The organism is Endomicrobium proavitum (assembly GCF_001027545.1).
Classification (GTDB): domain Bacteria; phylum Elusimicrobiota; class Endomicrobiia; order Endomicrobiales; family Endomicrobiaceae; genus Endomicrobium; species Endomicrobium proavitum.
In genome coordinates this window covers 1,028,734-1,053,024 of sequence record NZ_CP009498.1, presented here as the reverse complement: position 1 = coordinate 1,053,024, position 24,291 = coordinate 1,028,734, and the positions used below count along the sequence as shown (strand labels likewise).

The window sequence follows — 24,291 nt, the reverse complement described above, 5'->3', positions numbered from 1 at the left end:
AGGGCGCGCAATGAAGCAGAGAAGTCCGTGGTTTGTTATTTTTTGGGTAGCGTTATTTGCCATGATATTTATGCTTATGAACTCCGCCAAACAAAAACAGGGCGAAGAAAAACTTGAATATTCGCAGTTTAAGCAATACGTAACATCCGGCGCGGTAACAAAAGTTGTCGTTTCTCCGGAAGTTATAAAAGGCGAGTTTAAAGACGCCGACGGAACCGTAAAGAAGTTTAAAACCGTTCCGATGAACGATCCGTCTTTGATAAAAGATATGGAAGCCGCGAAAATTAAAAATTTTTCCGCCAGTTTAAACGATAAATGGTTTTTAAACGCGCTTATAAGTTTCGGCCCTATAATTATTCTTATAATTTTCTTTTTGTGGATGATGAAGGGAATGTCTAACGGAAACAAACAAGCCATGTCTTTTGGAAAATCAAAAGCCAAACTTGCCGGAAGCGGAAACACAAAAGTTACTTTTAAAGACGTTGCCGGCGCAAACGAAGCAAAAGAAGAGTTAAGCGAAGTTGTAGAGTTTTTAAAAGATCCGGCAAAATTTCAAAAGCTTGGCGGAAAAATTCCTAAAGGAGTTCTGCTTGTAGGAGCTCCGGGAACGGGCAAAACGCTTCTTGCAAAAGCGGTGGCGGGAGAAGCCGGCGTTCCGTTTTTTTCTTCAAGCGGTTCGGAATTTGTTGAGATGTTTGTAGGCGTTGGCGCGTCAAGAGTAAGAGATTTATTTGAACAGGGCAGACGCAACGCGCCGTGCCTTTTGTTTGTGGACGAAATAGACGCCGTAGGCAGACACAGAGGCGCGGGTCTTGGCGGCGGTCACGACGAAAGAGAACAAACTTTAAATCAGCTGCTTGTTGAGATGGACGGTTTTGATACAAAAGAAGGCGTTATTTTAATTGCCGCCACAAACAGACCCGACGTTTTAGATCCGGCGCTACTTCGTCCGGGACGTTTTGACAGACAGGTTGTAGTTGCCCGTCCGGAATTAAAAGACAGAGAACAAATTTTAGAAGTGCACGCAAAAAAAGTTAAACTTGCCGATGATGTAAATTTGAATGTTATCGCAAAACAAACTCCGGGCTTTGTCGGCGCGGATTTGGCAAATATTATAAACGAAGGCGCTCTTCTTGCCGCAAGATACGGGCAGGAAAACGTTACCATGAAAAACTTTGAAGAAGCCATAGACAGAGTTTACGCGGGACCCGCAAGAAAATCTATGCTTAGAACCGAGAAGGAAATTAAGATGACGGCATATCACGAAGCGGGGCACGCGCTTGTTGCAAAATTTCTTCCGGGCACAGACCCTGTCCATAAAGTTACAATAATTCCCCGAGGCGCGGCTTTGGGTTATACAATGCAGCTGCCGGAATACGATAAAAACACCATTTCAAAAAAAGAAGCGTTAAATCAAATAGCGATATTTTTCGGCGGTCGCGCGGCTGAAGAGATAGTTTATAAAGACATTACTTCCGGCGCAACGCAGGATATTGCCGAAGCTACAAAACTTGCCACTAAAATGGTTGCCGTTTACGGTATGAGCGACAAAGTAGGGCCGATGGCTTTAGATAAAGGCAAAGAAGAAATTTTCCTCGGCAGAGATATTTCAAAAGATTCTCATCTTTCTGAAAAAATGTCGGAACTTATAGATTACGAGATTAAAAAAATAATAGACGCCGCCAGCAAAAAAGCGGTAAAAATTCTTACGGACAACAGAAAAATTTTAGATAAAGTCGTAGATTATTTAATTGACCGCGAAACTCTTTCAGGGCAGGATTTGGATAAAATAGTTAAAGGCGAAAAACTTGCGGCATTATAAAATTTAAAAATGAAAAAATTTAATTTTGACGAAAAAAAAGCCGCTAAAGCGGTAAAACTTTTGCTTGAATCTTTCGGGGAAGATTTAAACAGGGAAGGCGTTAAACGCACGCCCGAAAGAGTGGCGGAATTTTACAAAGAAGCTTTGTCCGGCAATGCCGTAGATCCGCTGAAAGTTGCTGGCGTTCATTACTCTACGGAAAATCATGAAGAAATAATTTTGGTTAAAGATATATCTTTTTATTCTCTTTGCGAGCATCATCTGCTGCCGTTTTTCGGCACGGCTCATATAGCTTATATTCCAAAAAAAGATAAAATTATCGGCGTGTCAAAGCTTATAAGGCTTGTTGAAGTTTTTGCAAACAGACTTCAGCTTCAGGAACGTCTTACAAAACAAATTGCCGATACAGTAATGAAATCTATCAGCCCGCGCGGCGTTATGGTTGTGCTTGAAGCCGAACATTTGTGCATGACAATGCGCGGCGTTAAAAAGCCCGGGTCAAAAATGGTTACTTCGGCAATGCGCGGAATATTTTTAAAAGACGCTCGCACAAGAACGGAAGCGATGTCTCTACTAAAATGATTATAAGAAAAGCCGCAGTTAACAACTTTGAAGACGCGTTAAAGCTTGTTAAAAAAACAGGCAGCGATAAATTTGCGCATAAAATACTTGCAAAAAAAGCCGTTCTTATTGCGGTTGTTATAGACGCTATAGATAACCGAGCGGCAAGCATTTTAAAACAAGAAGCTCTTTCCGCGGGCGCGGACGCTGCGGTAAACGAAAATGTCAGCAGATTTAAAAAAGGTTTTTCCGACACAGTTTTATTTGCAACGGTTAAACAAATTGAAATATTAATTAAGAAACTTTGCTTCCAGCCGTTTGGTCTTAAAGAAGTTGCGGCGCATTTGTCGGAAATAAAAGACAGTTTGCTTGCGGATAAAAAAATCTGGAAATATAAAAAAACGTTTATAGATATTTTAAGCCCCGCGGTAATGGGCATAATAAACATGGATCCGCAATCTTTTTCCGGCGACGGTCTTACAAATGCCGACGAGGCAGTAAAGCGGGCTATAGAGTTTGAAAAAGCCGGAGCAAAAATATTAGACATAGGCGCGGAGTCTTCCCGTCCGGGAGCAAAACTTATTGACGCAAAAACAGAAATTAAAAGATTGCTGCCGGCTCTAAAAAAAATTAAAAAAGCGGTTAAAATTCCCGTTTCAATAGATACGTATAAATACGAAACCGCAAAAGCGGCGCTTAACGAAGGAGCGGATATTATCAATGATATTTTTGCTCTTCAAAAAGGCAAAGACAAACTTGCAAAGCTTATTGCAAACTCTAAAGCCGGCGTAATTTTAATGCACATGCAAGGCGTTCCGGCAAGCATGCAGAAAGATCCGTCTTATAAAGACTGCGTAAGCGAAGTTTTTGAGTTTCTTTCGCAGCGAAAAAAATACGCTAATTCTTTCGGAATAAAAAATGAATTTATAGCCGTAGATCCGGGGCCGGGTTTTGGCAAGACCGTAGAACACAATTTAGAGCTTGTCAAAAATATGAGCGCGTTTTCTTCTCTCGGCGCGGTTGTAGGAGCGGTGTCAAGAAAAAAGTTTATCCGGGCGGCATCGTCGTCTGAAGATAAAACCGCTTTTGTGGCGGCAAACTTTTTGGCGGCATATTGCGGCGCGGATATTGTGCGCGTTCACGATGTTAAAGAAACCGTTAATGTTTTAAAACTTATAACAAGCATAAGGAGAGTCTGATGCAGATGTTAAGACACATATACGATTTGTATATAGTAAACGCTTTGGATATTCTTATACTTGCTTTTATTTTTTACCGCATTATTTTAATTATTAAAGGCACAAGAGCCACGCAAATTCTTCTTGGAATATTGTTTGTGCTTATTTTAACCGTCATCGCCAGAGACGTGGTGCATTTAAGAGCGTTAGCTTGGATTTTAAATAAATTTTGGCTTGCCGCAGTTATAATTTTTGCCGTCGTTTTCCAAAGCGAAATAAGAAATGTTTTTGCGCAGATAGGCGCAAATATTTGGGGTTCAGGCGCAAGAATTAAAGACGAATATGTTAACGACATTTTAGAAGCCGTTGAAATTTTAAGTTCTACAAAAACAGGCGGGCTGATAGTTGTTGAAAATGAAATAGGTTTAAAAAGTTATGCTGAAACGGGAGTTATTTTAAACGCCAATATTTCAAAAGAGCTTATACTTTCTATTTTTAAAAATAAATCAGCTCCGCTTCACGATGGCGCCATAATAATTTATAACGATAAAATTACCGCCGCCGGCTGTGTGCTGCCTCTTAGCCACAACACAAATGTAAAAATATACGGAACACGCCACAGAGCGGCGCTTGGACTTAGCGAAGTAACGGACGCTGTAATAGTTGTGGTGTCTGAAGAAACGGGCAATGTTTCGGTGGCTTATAAAAATAAGCTTCATTCAAACGTTTCAAGCGCAAAGCTGAAAGAAATTATTGAGACCAACGGCGAGGATTTTACGAAATGAAAAAATTTTTATTAAGAATAATGCATAACTGGCATCTTAAACTTTTGGCTTTATGTCTTGCCGTAGTTCTTTGGATATTTGTGGTTTACAGGTAAAAAAATGAAACTATTCGGCACGGACGGCATACGGGGCAACTCTTCGGAATTTCCATTTGACAACTACTCGCTTTCGGTTATAGGCAAAGCTATTGCCCAAACGCTTAAAAATTCAAAAAATAAAATTTTAATAATACGCGATACAAGGCAGTCAGGCAAAAGAATACAAAAATACTTGGCTCTTGGTTTGTTGTCCGGCGGAGCAGTTCCGGTTTTCGGCGGGGTTATGCCTACGCCCGCGGCGTCGTTTCTTTTAAGAAGCGGAAAATATTCTGCGGCTATTGTAATTTCGGCGTCGCATAATCCTTACATTGATAACGGAATTAAAATTTTCAATTCTAAAGGTTCTAAACTTACGGATTTTACCGAAGCAAAAATTGAGAAAAAAATAAATAAGTACTTTGCCGAAAAAATCGCAATAAAAACTAAAAATATCAATCTGCATGAAGATAATACGCTGATAAAAGCTTACGAAAATTTCATAGTTGAAAGTTTTGGGCACGGCTCTCTAAAAGGCAAAACAATAATAGCCGATTGCGCAAACGGCGCGGCGTATAAATGCGCCGTCGGCGTTTTAAAAAAACTCGGAGCAAAAGTTGTAGCGTTAAACGTTAGTCCGGACGGCAAAAATATAAATAAATGTTGCGGCGCGCTTTATCCGGAAATTGCGGCAAGCGCCGTAAAAAAATATAAAGCGTTTTGCGGATTTGCTTTTGACGGCGATGCCGACAGATTAATTTGCATAGATGAAAATGCGGTTGTTCGGGACGGCGATTATTTTCTTTCGTCTATGGCTAAATTTTTAAAAAGCGAAAACAAATTAAAAAATAATGTTTTGGTAACAACCGTTATGGCAAATATCGGCCTTTTAAAAGCCATGAGCCAAGCTAAAATTAAAACAGTTGTTTCAAAAGTCGGCGACAGATACGTTCTTGAGGATATGAAAAAATTCAAGTCGTCGCTTGGCGGGGAACAGTCCGGACATTTTATTTTCAGCGATTTGCTTGGCACCGGCGACGGGTTGCTGTCCGCAGTGCAGCTGCTTGCGGCGCTTGCTAAAGAAAATAAAACTCTTTCGCAGTTTGTAAGCGGCGTGCAAAAATTTCCGCAGATACTTATAAATAAAAAAGTTGCCGCTAAAATTCCGGTTGAGAAGCTTTCCAAAACAGGCGTTTTGATAAAAAAATATGAAAAAAAATTAGGTTCCGACGGAAGAATTCTTGTCCGGTACTCCGGAACGGAAAATTTGCTGCGCGTTATGGTTGAGGGTAAAAATAAAAGCGAAATAAAAAAAATAGCGCAAGGTATAATAGAATCGGCGGATGCCGAAATTTTGGGAATTGTAAAATGATAAAACTCGGAGTAAATATAGACCACGTCGCCACTTTAAGACAGGCTCGCAAAGAAGAGTTTCCAAGCGTTATAGCTGCGGCGGCTTCTTGCGAAAAAGCAGGCGCGGACAGCATAACCGTGCATTTGCGCGAGGATAGAAGACACATTCAGGATAAAGACGTTTACGGTTTAAGAGAATCTTTGAGAACAAAATTAAATCTTGAAATGGCGGCAAATGAAGAAATTGTCGCCGTAGCTTTAGACGTTAAGCCGGATTATGTTTGTCTTGTTCCGGAAAAAAGGCAAGAGCTTACTACCGAAGGCGGTCTTGACGTTGCGGGACAAAAAAAGAAACTTGCCCAAATTGTTGCAAAGCTTAAAGCTTCCGGAATTTTTGTGAGCATGTTTATAGACGCGGATATTAAACAAGTTTTGGCATCGCATGAAATAGGCGCGGATTGCATTGAACTTCACACAGGAAAATACGCGCAATATTTTAAACGGTTCGGTAAAAATTCAAAAGAGTTTAAAAGCGAATTAAAAAGAATTTCGGAGGCTTCAAATAAAGCTGTCGGCGCAGGGCTTGTTTTAAACGCCGGACACGGGCTTGACTATGATAATATAGCGCCGATATGTTCCGTGGCAAAGATGAACGAATTTAATATAGGTTTTGCAATAATAGCTCGCGCAGTTTTTGTAGGAATTGAAACCGCTGTTAAAGAGATGAAAGTATTGCTTAAATAATTTTTAAGCGCTAAATATTTTGCGTTTAGGATAGGCGTCACCGTGAAGAAGTTTATTTTTTAATGTGTAACAGCGCATAAACGCAAAAGACGATGTGCACGGAGGAAATAATATGTGCGGAATAGTCGGCTGCATCGGAAATAAAAATGCTTCTGATATAATTTTTAACGGTTTAAAAAAACTTGAATACAGAGGATACGATTCGTCCGGCATTGCCGTGGTTTCAGACGGCAAACTTGATATAAGAAGAAGCGTAGGAAAACTCTGTAACCTTGCCCAACTTCTTAAAGAAAAACCTTTGCATTCCGATTTAGGCATAGGGCACACCCGCTGGGCAACTCACGGCAAACCGTCGGAAGAAAATGCGCACCCTCATACAGACCCCACAAAAAGCATTGTTATAGTTCATAACGGAATTATTGAAAATTACATAGAATTAAAAACAAAACTCCAAAAAGAAGGAAACGTTTTTAAATCTGAAACCGATACGGAAGTTGTAGCTCACCTTATAAAAAAATATTACAAAAATAATTTATTTGAAGCGGTAAAAATGGCGCTTAAAGATGTTAGAGGTTCTTATGCGCTTGGCGTTATTTGCAAAGACGAACCGGATAAAATTGTCTGCGCAAGATACGACGCTCCTCTTATTGTTGGCGTAGGCAAAGGTGAAAATTTTATTGCTTCGGATATTCCGGCGCTTTTAAGTTATACAAGAAATATGATTTTTCTTGAAAACGGCGATATTGCGGAAATTACAAGAGAATCAATAAAAATTGAAAATGCCGCAGGAAAGCAAATAGAGAGAGATGTAAAAAATATTCAGTGGGACGCGGTAACCGCGGAAAAAGACGGCTATAAACATTTCATGCTTAAAGAAATTTTTGAACAGCCCAGAACAATTGAAGATACTTTGAAAGGAAGAGTTTTTCCCGACGAAGCAAGAGTATATGTTGAAGAAGTTAAAATAGAAACAAAGTTTATTAAAGATTTGTCAAAAATATGCATTATCGGCTGCGGCACTTCTTATAACGCGGGACTTGTTGCAAAATTTTTGTTTGAAAAATTTTTAAGAGTTACCGTTGAAGTAGATATTGCGTCGGAATTTAGATACAGAGAACCAGTTATTGATAATAAAACTTTGGTAATAGTTATTTCTCAATCGGGCGAAACCGCCGACACTTTGGCGGCTTTAAGGCTTGCCAATAAAAAAGGATGCCAGACTCTTGCAGTATGTAACGTTATGGAATCAAGCATCAGCCGCGAAGCGCAGCATGTAATTTACACGCGCTGCGGTCCTGAAATTGGGGTTGCTTCTACAAAAGCATTTACAGGGCAGCTTACCGCGCTTTATATTCTTGCTTTAGACTGGGCTGCAAAAAAAGAGTCTTTATCAAAAGATGTTTTAAAAGAATACATAAAAGAGTTGTGGAGTATTCCCGTAAAAGTCGGAGATTTTTTGAAAACTTCAGACAATGTAAAAGAAGTTGCAAAGAATTTTTCCGCAAAAAGAGATTTTTTATATTTGGGAAGACACGTAAATTTCCCTATAGCTTTGGAAGGCGCGTTAAAACTTAAAGAAATTTCTTACATTCACGCCGAGGGGTATGCCGCCGGAGAAATGAAGCACGGACCTATCGCTTTAATAGACGAGTCCATGCCTATAGTTGCAATTGCTCCGCTGGGCGACGTTTACGAAAAAATTCTTTCTAATATTTCCGAAGCTAAAGCGAGAGGCGCAATAGTAATTGCCGTTGCAAGCGAAAATGATAAAGAAATAAAACAAAAAAGCGACGCGCAAATTTACGTTCCCGCTACAAGCGAACTTTTTTCGCCGTTTATAACCGTAATTCCTCTTCAGCTGTTAGCGTATTTTGTGGCGGAAGTTTTAGGTAAAGACGTAGATCAGCCGAGAAATCTTGCTAAATCCGTAACAGTTGAATAGGCGCTTTATTTTTTGTAGTTCCCTCGCCACTTGCGGGGTAGGGTAGGGTGAGGGGTAGTTGTAATAATTTCACATAGGCGGCAACAATGAACGTTGGTATAGATATAGAAGAAGTTGTGCGGTTTAAAAAATATGTTTCGGATAAGAATGCGTTAAAGCGTATTTTTTCCGGAATAGAAATTTCTTACTCGCTTCCTAAAAAAAACCCGGCGCAACATTTGGCTGTTAGGTTTGCCGCTAAAGAAGCCGTTTGGAAAGCGTTAAGTTCGCACAATAAAAAACTTATTGTCAGCGATATATCCATAAAAAATACGGATTTTGGAAAACCGGAAGTTTACATTAAAAATAAAAAATATAAGAAAATAGACGTTTCTCTGTCGCACACTAAAAAATACGTAGTAGCAGTAGCGGTAGCTTTTTAAGGTTTAGTATCTGTCATTCTAAATTTGTTTCAGGATATGCCGCTTTTGTTGTTTTGCAAATTTTATGGATAAAAAAATAGAAGGTTTTTCTAAAAATTTAAAAAGAAGTCTTGAAAGTAATAAATACGATTACGGGCATGTGCTTGTTATTGCAGGTTCAAAAACTATGCCCGGCGCCGGCGTTTTGTGCTGCAACGCGGCTTTGCGCGCAGGGGCGGGGCTTGTAACTTACGCGGTTGAAGAAAAATTTTTGCTTAATGCGCAAGCTGTCGCAAACGCTGAAATTATGTTTTTTGTTTATTCGCATGCGCAGGATATAATAAATTTTATAAAAGCAAAAAAAGTTTCCGCGGTAGTTTTGGGTCCGGGGATGGTTTTAAACTACGGTTCTTTATACGCTCTTGCAAAAGAAATTATATGTTCCGTAAATATTCCGATAGTTTTAGACGCAAGCGCGCTTTCGGCGTTTAATGAAAAAACAGACGAATTCAAATATGCGAAAGCAAAACTTGTTTTAACGCCGCACATTGGGGAATTTAAAGCTCTTCTGTTTGGCAAGAACAACAAACTTGCAGCGTTAAATAGCTGGTCAAAAGAAATTATGGATCTCAAAGTCCGCAAAAATATCGTTAAGAAGTTTGCCAAAGATCACTCAATTATTTTTACGCTTAAAGGACATAACACTGCTGTTTCAGACGGGGAAAGTATATATGTTAACGATAGCGGCACGCCGGCCATGGCAACTGCCGGCAGCGGAGATGTTTTGGGCGGAATTATTGCCGCATTTGCTTGCGTAAGCCGCGATTTATATTCTGCGGTATGCGCAGCAGTTTTTATTCACGCATTATCAGGGGAACTTGCGGAAAAAGAGAAAGGCGTAACAAGCGTTATTGCAAGCGATATAATTGAAAATATACCAAACGCAATAATAAAACATTTCGGTAAAATATAAGCTGTATGGGTTGCTGAAATATTAGGAGAAAATAATGAGCATTGATAAAGAAATAATACAAATTCGCAGAGACGTTCACAAAAATCCGGAGCTTTCCGGCTGCGAATATAAAACCGCAAAATATATAGAATCCAAATTAAAATCTTTCGGCATACCTTATAAAAGAATTGCAAAAACCGGCGTTATAGCGACTATTGCGGGAAATAAAAAAGGTAAAACAATAGCGTTAAGGGCAGATATAGACGCGCTTCCTATTTTGGAAGAAAATGCCGTAGATTACAAATCTGTTAACCGCGGAATTATGCACGCTTGCGGACATGACGCGCATGTTGCAATAATGCTTGGCGCGGCAAAACTTTTGTCAGCGCAAAAAGAAAGCATTAACGGTTCGGTTCGCTTTATTTTTCAGCCTGCCGAAGAAAGCGCCGACGGCGCAAAAAATATGATTAATGACGGCGCTTTAAAAAATCCTAAACCTGAAATAATTTTAGGGCTTCACGTTTGCCCGTGGATAAAATCAGGAAAAATCGGCATAAAATACGGCGAGATGATGGCAGCCGTAGATAAAGTAAATATAGAAATTAAAGGCGTAATAGCGCACGGCGCGTATCCTCATTTAGGCAAAGACGCAATTGTTGCCGCGTCTGCTTTTGTAAATTCCGTGCAAAGCATTATCTCGCGGGAAATTGCTCCGGTTGAAAATGCCGTTATAACTTTCGGGAAAATTTCCGGCGGTCAGGCTTATAATATTATTTGCGATAAAGTTACTTTGGTAGGCACGGTGCGCACTTTTAATAATAAAACAAGACAAATTATCAAAAAAAGTATTTTAAATAAACTTAAAGGTATTGAGAAATCTTACGGCGTTAAATGCAGCGCCGATTACGCTTTTGTTGATGAGCCGCTTATAAACACAAAAAAAGTTACGCAGTTTTGCCACAAAGCCGCCGAAGAATTTTACGGCAAAAAAAACGTAGAACTTATAGAAAAACCGTCAATGGGCGGCGAAGATTTTGCAAACTATTTGGAAGAAGTTTCGGGCAACTTCATGTATGTAGGCACGTCAAAAGATAAAAAAACATCAAACCCGTGGCACCACACTAATTTCAACATAGACGAGTCCGCTCTTCCAAAAGCGGCGGAGTTTGTAACTTATATCGTAAAAAAGTATTTGAAATGAAACTTGCCTGCGTTATTGCCTTCCAAATTTGTTTTTCATTTATCTTTTTTAATCACGCCGCTTATGCCGGCGGCAGTTCTGCATCTTTAAAAAATGAAAACGCTTTCTCTGTTTTTGCAAGCGCCGTTTTCTTTGATACCGGAAAGGTTGAGATAAAACCGGAGTATGAAACGGCTTTGCGTAAACTTGTTTCGCTGCTTTTGTCGTATCCTGAAAATAAGGTTTTAATAATCGGACATACGGATTCAAGCGGCGAGGAAAAATTAAATAAGAATTTATCTTTTGCAAGAGCAAAAGTAATAGCAGATTATTTTGTTAGCAATGGAATTAATAAAACAAGAATTAACGCTGCCGGATACAGCTCTAAAGAGCCTGCAAGCCATAATAAAACCGAAGACGGCAAAAAACGTAACCGTCGCGCGGAAATTATGATATTAAAAAACGAAAAATAAAATATGAAAAATTTTTTTACTGCGCTATTGTTATTTTTTATAAATGTAAACGTTTATGCGGCTGTAACGGATGATATACAGCGCAATATAGATTCTCATTATAATGAATTAATAAGGCAGCAGGAAATTGACAACAGAACAAATTTTATAAAAGACAGCTATAAAGAACCGCAATACGAACCGGCAAACAATACTGCCAAAACAAATAAAAAACAGTTTAAAAAAATAGAAATTACTAATTCCGATATTCCGGGCGTTTCGCAATCGGCAATAAATAATGTTTTGGATTTGTATAAACAAAAAATGATGGGGATACAGGAAATATCCGAAATTCAGGAGAAACTGCAAAAACTGTTTTTTGACGCGGGCTATGCTTCTGCAAGAGTTTATATAGACGGCAATACGCTTAACGATGATATATTAACTTTTGTCGTTATGGACGGATATATAGAAGACGTTGTTTTTCAAAATGCGGCTGGTAAAAAGTATCCTAAATTTTTTAATGCGCTGCAGTCTTTTTCTTTTTATCCTTTTGCCGCGGGATCTTTGTTAAATATTGCCGATATTGACCAAGGGCTTGAGCAAATGAACAGGCTTGCGTCAAATAACGCGTCTATGGAAATTCTTCCGGCAAGCAAAGACGGCTATTCCGTTATACGCGTTACAAACGATATAGGAAAAAGATTCAATCTTTCTTTCAGCGCCGATAACAGCGGAACGGAAAATACGGGTTATTATAAAGCCGGAGTTTCAATAAGCGCCGATAATCTTTTAATGCTTAACGATAATTTATATTTTAATTATTCAAGAAATATAGACGGCAATAAAGACGACAAAAGAAACAACGGTTATTTCGCTTCTTTTAGCGTTCCGTTCGGGTATTTTACTTTTATGACGTCTTTTTTTAAAAGCGATTACAATACTCCAATGGGCGTTTCTTTCGGTTCTCAATATGTGTCCGACGGAACCACTCAAAATGAAAACGCAAGTCTTGAAGTTATTGTAAAAAGAGGACAAACATATAAAATTTCTCTCGGCGGAGAGTTGTCGGTAAAAGAAACCGAGAATTTTATTGACAACATTCGCATAGACGCGTCAAGCAAAAAGCTTACCGTGTCTTCCGGTTTTTTAACATTTTTATATTATTTAAACGCTTCAAGTATTTACGGAAAACTGTCTTATAACTGCGGGCTTAATTGGCTGGGAGCAATTAAAAACTATGATATTGAAGGTTCTCCAAAAGGTCAGTTCTCGTCGGTTTCTTTATATACTCAATATTCGCAGTATTTTAAAATACCGTTAATACAATTGCAGTCTAAATATGCATTAACGGCAAACGGGCATTATTGCGACGATATTTTATATTCTTCGGAACAAATATCAATTGGCGGGCAAAGCTCGGTTAGAGGGTTTAAAGAGGGAAGCGTTAACGGCGAAAAAGGATTTTATTTAAAAAACGATTTAACATGGACGCTTGCGGATATTTTTCAAAGAAACGGGATATTTAACGTTTTAGCTTACACTTCTATTTCCGGTTTTGCCGATTACGGATATGTTCAAAATTTAGCGTATAAAGAAAAGTATTCTCTTGCCGGCGCAGGAGCCGGCGCGGCTTTCAGAGCCAAATATATAAATGCCGGCGTATATTGGAGCAGAAGCGTTTATAATAAAAGTCATTTGCCAAATGAGGGCGACGTTGTGTATTTTAATATTGAAGGTAAAATTTATTTTTAAAAAATGAAGATAATAAAACGCGTATTATTAATTTTTATTTTTCTAATGTCTTTTGCATATTTGTCTTATGCAAAAGCGTTTCCTTATGCCGGCGATTTATCCGGCGGCATAAACGGTAACGACAGCAATTGGGATTCTTATATTGATTTGCTTCTTCCTGTTGCGGGAAGCGAAAAATCTTTTTTATTTATTTCGCCGCGAGTTAGCGTTACCGGTAAAAGCGTTTTTGCAAGCAATGCTCACGAAACAAATTTAGGTTTGGGCTTTAGACAATATTTAAATATTTTAGAAACCGGAGCAATAGTAGGAGCAAACCTTTATTACGATATAAGAAACAGCGAAGCGGGAAATAGCTTTCAGCAGGCAGGCGTAGGCGTAGAGTTTTTAAGCAGATGGATAGATTTTAGAGCAAACGGATATATTCCATTTGCAAACACGCGTTATTATACGGGTAAAATATACGATATTCCTCTTGGGCATCATATTGCCGCCACATACGGATATGAATCGTCAATGAAAGGTTTTGACGGAGAAATAGGTTTTAAAATACCTTTTCCCGAAATTCTCGGCGAGTTAAAAATTTTCGGCGGAGGATACTATTATCAAACGCAAAATAATGGCGGAGATATTCTTAAAGGATATAAAGGCAGAGCGGAATATAAACCGATTAAAATTTTGAGATTAAATTATGCGGTATATGACAATAAAAATTTTAACGGCGCAAATTGGCAAGCAGGAGCCGAAATAAGTTTGCCGTTTGATTTTAAAAAATTGCTGCAGGCAAAAAATCCTTTTTTCGGGGTTATAAAATATATAAAAAACACGCCTAAACCTGTTATTGAAAGAATGGGCGAAACCGTTCAAAGAGACATGTATGTGCGCACCGCGCAAAGCAGAAAAAAACATCATGAAGATTTATTGTTAAACGATAACGGCGACGAATATTATTTTACCGTTGTTTCTCCAAACGGAACTGGAAACGGCACTTTTGATAACCCCGCCGGCGTTTCAAGCGGCATTGCTTTAAACAAACTTGTTACGGAAAGCAATGCAGCGTTGTTATTTTTGCCCGGACAGTATAATCAAAGTTCAGAAATAAATATTTCCGGTCACTTGTCGCAAAGGGTTGAAATATTGGCGTATAAATCTTTGGCGTCAAAAAATGTAGCTTTGCCTAATTTTAATATAAATGAAGAAAGCGTTATAAATGTGGGCTCCAATGTAAATGCAATAGCTGTTACAGGATTGCTTACGGATGTGTATATTTCGGGTTTTAACATTAACAATATTTCCACAAACACAAAAAGCGGAATTTATATAACAAACTTTTCAAGCGGAAGTATATCGGTTTTTGAAAATACCATACAAGGATTTGCAAAAGCCGTTGAAGTAAACTCTTCCCAAAGGGCGCCTGTAATTTTTGACAACGTTTTACAAGGCAATGCAACGGGAATAGAAGTTTATAACGCCGATGCGGAAATATATTCAAACGATATAAATAATAATTATAAATACGGCGTAAATATTTACAACAGCAGCGGCTCAACGTATATTGCGGGCAACAATATAATAGAAAACAGCACCGGCGTGTTTGTAAATGGCGGTATTTATTTCGTTATTTTCCAAAATAACATTTCTTCAAATTCAAGCGACGGAATGTTTATTTCAGCTTCGTCAAATTTACAAATTGTCGGCAACGACGCGTATTATAACGGCGCTAACGGCATATATGCTTTAAATTCAAGCAGTATAACAGTGGCGTCAAATATAATAAGCGCCAATAGCGGCAACGGAATTTATGCAAATAATTTACAGAATTCCGATATTAATCAAAATACAATTGTTGAAAACTCTTTAGCGGGTATTTATCTTAATGCGTCAAAAAGCGTCGGCGTATCAGGTAATGAAATAAGTGATAATCAAGTCGGTATTCAAGATGCGGCGTCGCAGATAAGTTATATTTCAAATAATTATATTTTCAATAACAGCAGCGGAATATTTTTACAGAATACGTCAAATACTTATGTTTCAAATAATCAAATATTCTCTAATGTTTTTGACGGAATTTTTGTTACCGGCGGGTTAAATGCAACGTTAAGCATGAATACCGTTATCCAAAATAATAACGGCATAAGTTTATATAACACAAACGCTTATACGGCAAATTTTAATTCTATTGCAGGCAATCTGTCCGACGGGATATTTGTTTCGGCTTCTCCAAACGGAAAAATTTCAGATAATGAAATTTCGCAAAATGACGGCAACGCAATAACTTTAACAAATGCTTCCGATGTTACGGAAATAAGCAGAAATACCGTCGCGGGAAATAAAACAGGCGGAATTTACGCGCAAAATTCAAGCGACGTTATTATAAAAGCAAATACTGTAAGAAATAATACGGGAATAAACGGCGGAATTTTTATACAAAATATTTTAGGATCTGCTTCTTCTGTCGAGAAGAATAATTTATCGGGTAATCAAAATTTTGCAATTAAATCGCAAAGCAGCGCTTCTCCAATATCAGAAAACAATATCACTGTAAGCAGCGAAGGGCACGGCATATGGCTGCAAGATAATATCGGAAGTATTTTATCTCAAAACATACTTACGGCGCAACCCGTCGGAAGTTACTTTGGATTGTATTTAACCGGCACAACCGTTTTTAACTCTGCGCAAAGCGGCAACAACAAATATTATTTCTTTGAAAGCAATGTTTACGGAGGCGATACGTCGCCGGTAAATAATTATTTAAGCAATGTATATCCGTATGATCAGGTTATTCAGTAATATTTTAGTGGAAAAATAATACAAATTGGTTTATAATATAAGAAAAATTAAACGAGGTAAACGAATGAAAAAGTTAGTAAGCCTGCTAATAACAACGGCAATAGTAGCGGGTCAAGTGAACTATGCCTTCAGCGCAAATAATATAGAAGTATCTGCAGGAGCAGGAGCAAACGTAAGGTATGAAGAAGTTGGAGCAAAAAGAACGCCGGTGGTGAATGTAGCAGCGCCGAATGAAAAAGGAATATCGCATAATAAGTATGATAAGTTCAACGTAGATGAAAACAATTTAATATTGAACAATTCAAAAAACAGTATAAAGCCGGAACTATTTAAAGGACAAGGCGGCGCCGGTGAAGACGTAGAAATAGAAGGCAATGTAAATTTAACGCAGCAAGAAGCGGAAGTAATAATAAACGAAGTAATAAGCGGAAACGCAGGAAGCACAATCTTTGGGGCGATAGAAATAGCAGGAAAAAAAGCGGATATAATAATAGCCAACCCGTGGGGGATAGCAGTAAACGGCAGTAATTTTATAAATACAGGGCAAATAAAATTGATAACAGGCTCATCGGAAGAAAATTCCGATGGGCTTTTTTTTAATTTGGGGAAAGCTGGGAGAATAGAAATAGGGGAAGAAGGGTTAGAGCATGAGGACGCAGTAAAGCTGGTAAGCCGGTACACAAAAATAAGCGGAGCGTTGAAAGCAAAAGAAATAGAAATAAAAGCGGGATACGGGAAATACGATAATGAAAGCGAAGAAATAATAAGAGAAGAAGCGCAAGACAACGCAGAAAACAAATACGCAGTAGAAGCAAGCGGATTTGGAAGTATGTATGGGAATAAAATAAAGATAGTGGCAACGGAAGAAGGGTTTGGGGTAAAAACATCTGCAAACAGCAACTTAATAAGCAGCGTAGAAGATATAGAAATAAAAGCAGACGGAAAAGTAGAAATAAAAGGAAAAGTAAACAGCGAAGAAAAAATAAAGATAGAAGCCAAAGAGGTAAAAAACGAAGGCGGAGAAATATACGCCAAAGAGCAAGTGGAAATAAGAGCGGACAAAGCAGAAAACGTATTAGCAGCAGGATATATAGGAAGCGAGGGGGAAGTAAAAATAGGGGTAAAAGAATTAAATAATGTAAGCGGAGTAATAGAAGGGAGCGAAGTTAATATAAAAGCGGACAAAATAAACAACGGGATATACGGGGTAGAAGGGCTAATAAATAAGATAAACGACGAAGGATGGAAAAGCGGGGAAATAAAAGGCGGGAATATAAATATAGAAGGACTAACGCAAGAAAAAGCAAAAGAAGTAAATAATATAGGCAGCGAAATAAAAGCAGAAAACAAGTTAACGATAAAAGCGGAAGAAATAAAGAATGAGGCGATAAAAACGGCGGGGTTGGATAAGATAGAAGGGATAGGGACGATGTATGTAAACAAAACATTAGAGCAGTGGAAGAGACATGTGATACAGTATGAGTATTGGCAAGAATACGCAGGAAAAAGCGCGGGGAAAGATAAAGGAAGTTATATAGGAGCAAACGAGGTAGAAATAGAAGCGGGGAATATAGTAAACGAAAGCGCAACGATAGAGGGAAAAAACAAATTAAGTATAACGGGAAATAATTTAATAAACGGAGCAAGGAAGTTTGAGTATTTATTAAAATCAAGATGGAGCTCGTATAATCAGTGGGCGGCAAACGGATTTTTCGGCGATGAGTATATGAAGGATGGAACAGTAACAGGCGATATATGGAGCAAGTATATATACACAAGCGACGTGCTGGGGAAAATAGTAGGCGGGGAAATAGAAATAAATCTGCAAGGTGATTTGGAACAAGAGCTGTTTAGCGGAGCAATAGTCAGAACCGCGGGCGAAGACGGCAAGCTAATAATGAGCGGTATAGAAGCGGAAAATAATTTAACAATAACGGCGAATAATATAAATAACAGCGCAAGATTAAGCGCGGGCGGGAAAACAGCAATAGAAGCAATAAATAACATAACAAACAACGACGGGGAAATAAGCGGGTTAAAAGAAGTAGAAATAAAAGCGGGAAATAATTTTGAAGGAGCAGCAACAAAGCAGGAAACGGGAGGCAGATACAACGGAGGGAAATGGGCGTTTTTTGGGATACCGAGCTATATAATAGAATACGGAAAAACACACATAAACGAAGGCGGGCAAATATACAGCGGAGGGAATTTAAGCATATATAGCGGCGGAAAAATAAACGCAAAATACCTAAGCATATACGGAGCAGGGGAAGTAAGGCTGGAAAGCGAAGGTGATATAAAATTAGAAGGAATAGAAAAGAGGGACAAATATTACATAAAGTACCATTACGAGTTCGGCGAAGATGTAACAAGACCGCTGTTAGGGGTGTTAAGAAGCGGAGGGGACATGTACATCCAAGGCGAGAAAGCGAACATGGAACTGAAAGGATACATGATAGGGGTAGGAGGAAATCTGTATTGGCATTTGCCTAACGGAAGTTTGGATATATTAAGCATGATGGGAAGAAGCGAGTATGAAGTAATAGAGAAACAAAACAAAGGGTGGGGAAGAAGAGAAGAACACAGGGAGCACGAGTATAAAGAATGGAACGTAGGAAGCGTAGTAAGCGTAGCGGGGAATGTAGAAATATTGACGGGAAATAACATAAATATACTGTCAAGCACGTTAGAAAGCCTGAACGGAATAATGGAATTAACAGCAGGAATGGACATAAATATTTTAGCGGGAGCCAATTACGAAAGCGCAGAAAGAATAAAAATAGAAAACGGCACGTTCGGATTAAGCTACGAAAAAGAAGAAACAAGAAATGAAAAAACAACAGCGGCAGCAAGCCAAATAAGCGGAGCAAAAGGCGTAAAGATAAAAGCAGGAAACGAAGTAAACATAATAGGAAGCGACATAGAAGGAGGAGCGGAAAGTAGGATAGAAGCCAAAACCAACATAAACATATTAAGCTTTGAAGAAAGCGAGAAAAGTTATTATCACCATGAAAAAGAAAGTTTCAATGCGTTAGGAGCATTAGCAGGAACGATGTTTGGGGGACTTGTAGGGGGAATAGTAGCAGGGAATGCATTTAAGAATAAAGATAGCGAAGAAAAAAATGTAGAAACAACAAAAGAGCGCGGCAGCAGTATAAATATAGCAGGAGAGTTGTTAATAAAATCGGAAACAAAAGATATAACAATAACAGGCAGCGAAATAGCGGCAAAGGAAATAGATGTAGTAGCGCAGCAAGGGGCAATAAATATACTAACGGCGTTAGAAACGCAAAGCGCGTATAATAAAAAAGAAAGCGGAAATAAGTTGACGGGAACAGAAACGGATATAAAAGCAAAAGAAACGGGAAGCAACAAATCAACAAGCATATTGTCTGGTAAAAATATAAGGTTAATATCGGCAAAAGCAATAACGAGCATATCCGGAAAATACGAAGCTGGGGAAGATGTAGATTTAATAAGCGGATACGTAATAAACAGCCAAGGGGAATTGGAACGAGCAAAAGATGAAAAGGGGAATAATGTAGAAGGAAAAATAAATTTATTGGCAGCGCAGGATTATGAAAACAGCTACAGCTATCATAAAAAGAGCGGCGGACTGTTGGATATGATCAACCCTGCAAACATAAAAATAGATATAAGCGGGCGTGGAATAGAAGCATCAACAAGCTACGAAGAAAGCGTGGATGAAAGCACAAGCAAAATAGGAGTAGCGCAAGTAAACGAAATAAGCGCAGCGGGGAAAGTAAACATAGAATCAACAAAAGACGTAATAAGCGTAGGAAGCCAAATAAAAGCCAACGGGGATATAAATGTAACGGCGGACGGAAAAATAATATTAGCGTCGGCGCAAAACAGTCAAAGCAGCGAAAGCCGTCACGACGAAACAACGGTAACGGTAGGGGTGAAAATAGGCAACGCATACGTGGACGCAGGCTATGCGGCCGCGGCGGTAGTGGAAGCGGAGCAAGCGGTAGAAAAAGCGTCAAGCGAGCTAAAGCGAATACAAGAGCTGCACGAGCAAGGCAAAGCCAGCCAAGACGCAGTGGACGACGCAACGGCAAACGTAGCAATGGCAAGTTTGAATTTAGCAAACGCAACAGTAGGGTTAGCAGCAAGCATAGCAGGAGCGGCATCGGCAGCAAGCAGCAGCTTCGGAACGGGAATGTATGCTTCCGCGTTTGCAAATTACGACACAATGAGCCAAACAAGCAAAAGCGAAAGTATATTAGGTGTGCAAGGAAATATATTTAGCAATGGAAATATAAATTTCAAATCCGCAAACGACATGATACAAGAAGGAACAAACGCCTATGCAACAAACGGAACGCTAAGTTACAACGTGGGCAATAATTTAATAATACAAGCAAGCAAAGACACGTATGCGCAAGAAGACAAAAGCGCGCACGCAAGCGCAGGGGTAAGCGTAGGAAATAATTCCGTGCAAGTGAGCGCCGGCGGCGGGGAGTCAAGCAGCAAGATAAAAGCAACAACATACAACAACAGCGAAAGCGTAGCAAATAATATAGAAATAAACGTAGGCAACAACGCAACATTAAGCGGAGCCAACGTAACGGCAAAAAATAATTTAGATGTAACAGTAGGAAATAATTTAACAGTAGAAAGTCTGCAAGACACATATTACAGCAAAGGAAACAGCTGGGACGCCAACATAAGCGTAGGAATAGGCACCAAAGGAATGGGCAACTTTCTTGGCGGGGAAAAAAGCAACGCCGGCAACAACAGCGTAGGGGCAGGCTTCAACACAGGCAACGACTACACCGACAGCGCATGGGTAACCGAGCAGACAACATTAACCGGCGGAAATAAAGTCAACATAAACGTAGGCAACAAAACAACAGTAACGGGAGCAGTAATAAATTCAGAAAGCAACAACCTAACGCTAACAACCAAAGCGTTAGAGCACAACGACATAGAAGACAGAAACATAACAGAAAGCAAAGGCTTTGGCTTATCAACAAGCATAGGCACATCGCAAAGCGACAAAGGAAAAACAAACGTAGCCCCCAACGGAAGCACAACGCTAACGCTAAAAAACACCGGCGAAGAAAAAGAGCAAAAAACCAAAGCCACAATAGGAAACGGAACAATAATAATAAGCGGCGTGGAACAAACAGAAAATGACTTACAGGGTTTAAACAGAAACACAGAAACCACCCAAGAAACAACCAAAGACCAAATAACCGGCGCGCTGGACGCAAGCGCAACAATAGACAACCGAGCTTTATTAGGCTTCATAAAAACAGAAGTAAAAGACAAAGACGGAAAAGTAATAGGCTATACAACCGGCTACCAAAGCATAGCCAACGATTTTAAATATCTACCCGGAAACGCCGTAAAAGCAACAGCAGGAGCATTAAGCACGGCAGCAAGCCCGCTAACAGCAATATACGCAAGCATAACGGCATCAAAAAATAATTCTGAAAACGGCGAAAATCCGACGTATGATAAAACGGATATAATAAGCGTATGGAAAGCCAACCAAAGCGCAAACGCAACGGGAATATTAAGAGGCGGAAGCGAAGAAGCAGGAACAATAGTAGAAAAAATCAAAGCAGGAAAAGCAACGCCGGAAGAAATACAAGCGTTAGCGAAAATGACAGCGGACGGAAAAAGCAATTTAATGTATAGCGAAAAAGGGGAGTTGATAGACAGCGCAGGAAAAGTAGTATTAGGATTTAATGATATAAAAGAGCACCAAGGCTACGTCAATTTAGGAAACGGAGCAGCAACAAACGCGCTGACGTTTGCATTGACGGATGCAGAAGAACGAGCGCACAATTACACCGGAAACGAAAGCATAGCCAAAGGAGCGGCAAAAAGCGAGCTGACATACTACAACGCAGTATCATGGCTAACCGGCGCAAAAACAATAACAGAAAACAACAGCGGAGCAGGCGGATATGGAACGCTAACGCAGCTTAATTGGAATAACACATATAATACAAGCAATAATACGTTGCTGCTAAATAATACAGTTTTGGCTAATAGTGTCAGCGATGGTAATAAAGCAAATGCGTTATTTGTAAATAGCGCGAATAAAATAGTCCATGTTGGAGACATGTCAGATTTTAATGCATACAGAGTATCTGATGATGTTACAGAGATAGATAAGAATATGGAGGAAGATTATAAAGATGAACAGATATCGTATGCTTCAATTTTTCTTGATAAAAACCAAATAGATAAGATGACAGATAAAGAACGTATAGACGTTGAGAATAAATTTATGAATGAAGAAGTGCATTCTGATATAGGATTACTTTCACTTTTTAATAATAGAGAAACTGTGACGGAAACATTAATAGATTTGATATATAAAGGTTGGGAGAGCAAATACGCAACTACAGAACAATTTAAATCTATTATAGGTAATGGGGAATATGAAACTTCTCTTTTGAGAACATCAATCCCAAATATATATGATACATTAATAGATATTGGTGTGAGAAATCCTACTAATGTATTATTGAATGTAAGTAATTTTTCAATTGATTCTGGATTTGCTCCAGTAGCGGGAGAATTACGTATTGTTGATAACGCTGGATGGGGTTTATATGGGGCATCAAGAATTAGAGATGCAGGAGTAGGGCAACATGAAGGACTTGATATATATTCTTTTCCAGGAAACTATGTTCTTTCACCTGTAGATGGTGTAATTACAAAAATAGGACAACCATATGATAAAGATAAAGATGGTAAAGATGTTAACGGGAACTTGAGGTTGATTGAGATAAAAACTGTTACAGGAACAGAAAAACTGTTATATGTTATGCCTGCAGACTGGATATATTTAGATGCAGGCAAGAAAATAGGTAGTACAAGCTTATTAAAAACAGGTGTACAAATTAATAAAGGAGATTTTGTAGGTACTTCTCAAAATATTCAAACAGAATCTCCAGTTAAACATGCTGAAACACCTGTACATGTGCATTATACTATTATAGAGAATGGTACAATTCAAAATCCGCAAAATGTATTATATCCTTCACTGAATGTTAATATAATAGGAAAACCGCAATACAAACAATATATTGATACAAATGATAAAGATTATTTTTTCCCTGTAGCAGATCCATCGTTGGGCAATAGTATAATATTTGATTATTAAATCTATACCTATCAGTTTGTTGTGTAGAGATTTATTACAACTATTACGCTATGCGAATAAAGGATTACTAATGAAAAAATATGTTTTATATCTATTGAGTTTTGTTATATTATCATACACACTTGTTTATGCAGAAGTTCCTAAAGATTTTTATGAAAAACGTGAAATAATGCAAAAAAGTAAAGAATATACAGAAAATCAACCAAAGTTAATTCCTATAATTGATTTTAAAGGGCAGATATATGAGCTTGATGTGGATAAAGGTGTTATATATAAAAGAGTAGGAGAAAGTAAAAAAGTAAAGATAGCGAAAGTGGAATTATCTGATAGTTCTTGGATGATGTATGAGGCTTTTAAAACAAGAAATACATTATATATTGTATGGAGCTGCGATGATTTTGATACGCAGTGGGTAAGAGTGTTTGCGATAGATGAAAGAAATAATTGTATATTTGAATATTTTGATGGTGGAGATTTTTCTATTGATTCAGTATCAACTTACATTGATGATGGGCATTTATATATCAATTCCTTGATATATAAACCATTTAGCGTTAAGTCTTCACCTTATGCAATTGATATAGGGAGCGTTTATTTTGGAGAGCATTTTGAATATATAGCAAAGGCTGGATATTACACTGAAATGCAAACTATTAACATAGAACCATATGGAATAGGAAACAATATCAGTAAAAATATTGTTTTAGATGTTGATGATAAAGATAATATTTATATTAGAAGTTATGATGAAAATAAAGTATTTTTTATGAAAGATTTTGTTGAATATAGATATGAAGATCAAAAAACAGGCAAAACATATTCAAAAAAAGAAGCATTAATGTATTGGTATTATTATGATTTAAAATTTTTAACAAATACTTTTGGAAAAATAGAGTATCCGTATTGGGAAACTGGGTTTGATTGGGATATTGTTCAATATACTCCTGAAGACATAAAAAAAATATACACAGGAGCAGACCCAAGCGATAAAACAATATTATCAATTGAAGAATTTTGTAAAAATATAAGAAAAGATTTGCCTGACAATAAAAGCGATGAAAAAAAAGGATTCATTGATAGGGTAGTGTATAAAGTCAAGAACATATTTAAATAGTCATGACATCAAGCGCAACTATAAGTAAAGTTCATAACAAC

General features: G+C 38.3%; 15 protein-coding genes. All 15 read left to right on the top strand.

The genetic code is table 11. From position 1 onward, the window contains the following. Positions 1-10: 10 nt before the first annotated feature. The 15 genes from ftsH to Epro_RS04395 all read left to right on the top strand — a co-directional run bounded on the left by ftsH (position 11) and on the right by Epro_RS04395 (position 24,250). Positions 11-1,822, top strand: a complete 1,812-nt coding sequence (ftsH, locus tag Epro_RS04465; protein WP_052570801.1) for an ATP-dependent zinc metalloprotease FtsH — start codon at positions 11-13, stop codon at positions 1,820-1,822. A 9-nt stretch (positions 1,823-1,831) separates the two neighbouring features. After that, positions 1,832-2,404, top strand: coding sequence for a GTP cyclohydrolase I FolE (gene folE / locus Epro_RS04460; RefSeq protein ID WP_052570800.1), 573 nt, complete (start codon positions 1,832-1,834; stop codon positions 2,402-2,404). Continuing rightward, a complete protein-coding gene (gene folP / locus Epro_RS04455) occupies positions 2,401-3,582 on the top strand; it encodes a dihydropteroate synthase (RefSeq protein WP_052570799.1) in 1,182 nt (393 codons plus the stop codon). The genes folE and folP overlap by 4 nt, the downstream gene beginning before the upstream one ends. Further along, the gene (gene cdaA / locus Epro_RS04450) at positions 3,582-4,346 is read left to right on the top strand and encodes a diadenylate cyclase CdaA (RefSeq protein ID WP_052570798.1); all 765 of its coding nucleotides are present in this window, start codon (positions 3,582-3,584) and stop codon (positions 4,344-4,346) included. The genes folP and cdaA overlap by 1 nt, the downstream gene beginning before the upstream one ends. Before the next feature lie 99 nt (positions 4,347-4,445). Further along, positions 4,446-5,792 carry a phosphohexomutase domain-containing protein gene (locus Epro_RS04445; protein WP_052570797.1) on the top strand — a complete coding sequence of 449 codons (1,347 nt, stop codon included), beginning with the start codon at positions 4,446-4,448 and terminating at the stop codon, positions 5,790-5,792. Next, the gene (locus tag Epro_RS04440) at positions 5,789-6,517 is read left to right on the top strand and encodes a pyridoxine 5'-phosphate synthase (protein WP_052570796.1); all 729 of its coding nucleotides are present in this window, start codon (positions 5,789-5,791) and stop codon (positions 6,515-6,517) included. The genes Epro_RS04445 and Epro_RS04440 overlap by 4 nt, the downstream gene beginning before the upstream one ends. A gap of 112 nt (positions 6,518-6,629) precedes the next feature. Continuing rightward, positions 6,630-8,459 carry a glutamine--fructose-6-phosphate transaminase (isomerizing) gene (gene glmS / locus Epro_RS04435; RefSeq protein ID WP_052570795.1) on the top strand — a complete coding sequence of 610 codons (1,830 nt, stop codon included), beginning with the start codon at positions 6,630-6,632 and terminating at the stop codon, positions 8,457-8,459. Positions 8,460-8,545: 86 nt separating this feature from the next. Beyond that, positions 8,546-8,881, top strand: a complete 336-nt coding sequence (locus Epro_RS04430) for a holo-ACP synthase (protein WP_052570794.1) — start codon at positions 8,546-8,548, stop codon at positions 8,879-8,881. A 64-nt stretch (positions 8,882-8,945) separates the two neighbouring features. Then, a complete protein-coding gene (locus Epro_RS04425; protein ID WP_052570793.1) occupies positions 8,946-9,833 on the top strand; it encodes an NAD(P)H-hydrate dehydratase in 888 nt (295 codons plus the stop codon). A 34-nt stretch (positions 9,834-9,867) separates the two neighbouring features. Then, the gene (locus Epro_RS04420) at positions 9,868-11,013 is read left to right on the top strand and encodes a M20 metallopeptidase family protein (protein ID WP_052570792.1); all 1,146 of its coding nucleotides are present in this window, start codon (positions 9,868-9,870) and stop codon (positions 11,011-11,013) included. Continuing rightward, positions 11,010-11,465: an OmpA family protein gene (locus Epro_RS04415; RefSeq protein WP_052570791.1), complete on the top strand. Its 456-nt coding sequence runs from the start codon at positions 11,010-11,012 to the stop codon at positions 11,463-11,465. Before Epro_RS04420 ends, Epro_RS04415 begins: the two co-directional genes overlap by 4 nt. Positions 11,466-11,468: 3 nt before the next feature. Continuing rightward, complete coding sequence (locus Epro_RS04410; RefSeq protein WP_052570790.1) at positions 11,469-13,199, top strand: ShlB/FhaC/HecB family hemolysin secretion/activation protein; 1,731 nt, start codon at positions 11,469-11,471, stop codon at positions 13,197-13,199. 3 nt (positions 13,200-13,202) lie between these two features. Then, on the top strand, positions 13,203-15,986 hold the full coding sequence (locus Epro_RS04405) for a right-handed parallel beta-helix repeat-containing protein (protein ID WP_052570789.1): 2,784 nt from the start codon (positions 13,203-13,205) through the stop codon (positions 15,984-15,986). Between the two features lie 64 nt (positions 15,987-16,050). After that, positions 16,051-23,136: a hemagglutinin repeat-containing protein gene (locus tag Epro_RS04400; RefSeq protein ID WP_052570788.1), complete on the top strand. Its 7,086-nt coding sequence runs from the start codon at positions 16,051-16,053 to the stop codon at positions 23,134-23,136. 70 nt (positions 23,137-23,206) lie between these two features. Continuing rightward, entirely contained in the window at positions 23,207-24,250 is a 1,044-nt protein-coding gene (locus tag Epro_RS04395) for a hypothetical protein (protein WP_052570787.1), read from the top strand. Positions 24,251-24,291: the final 41 nt, after the last annotated feature.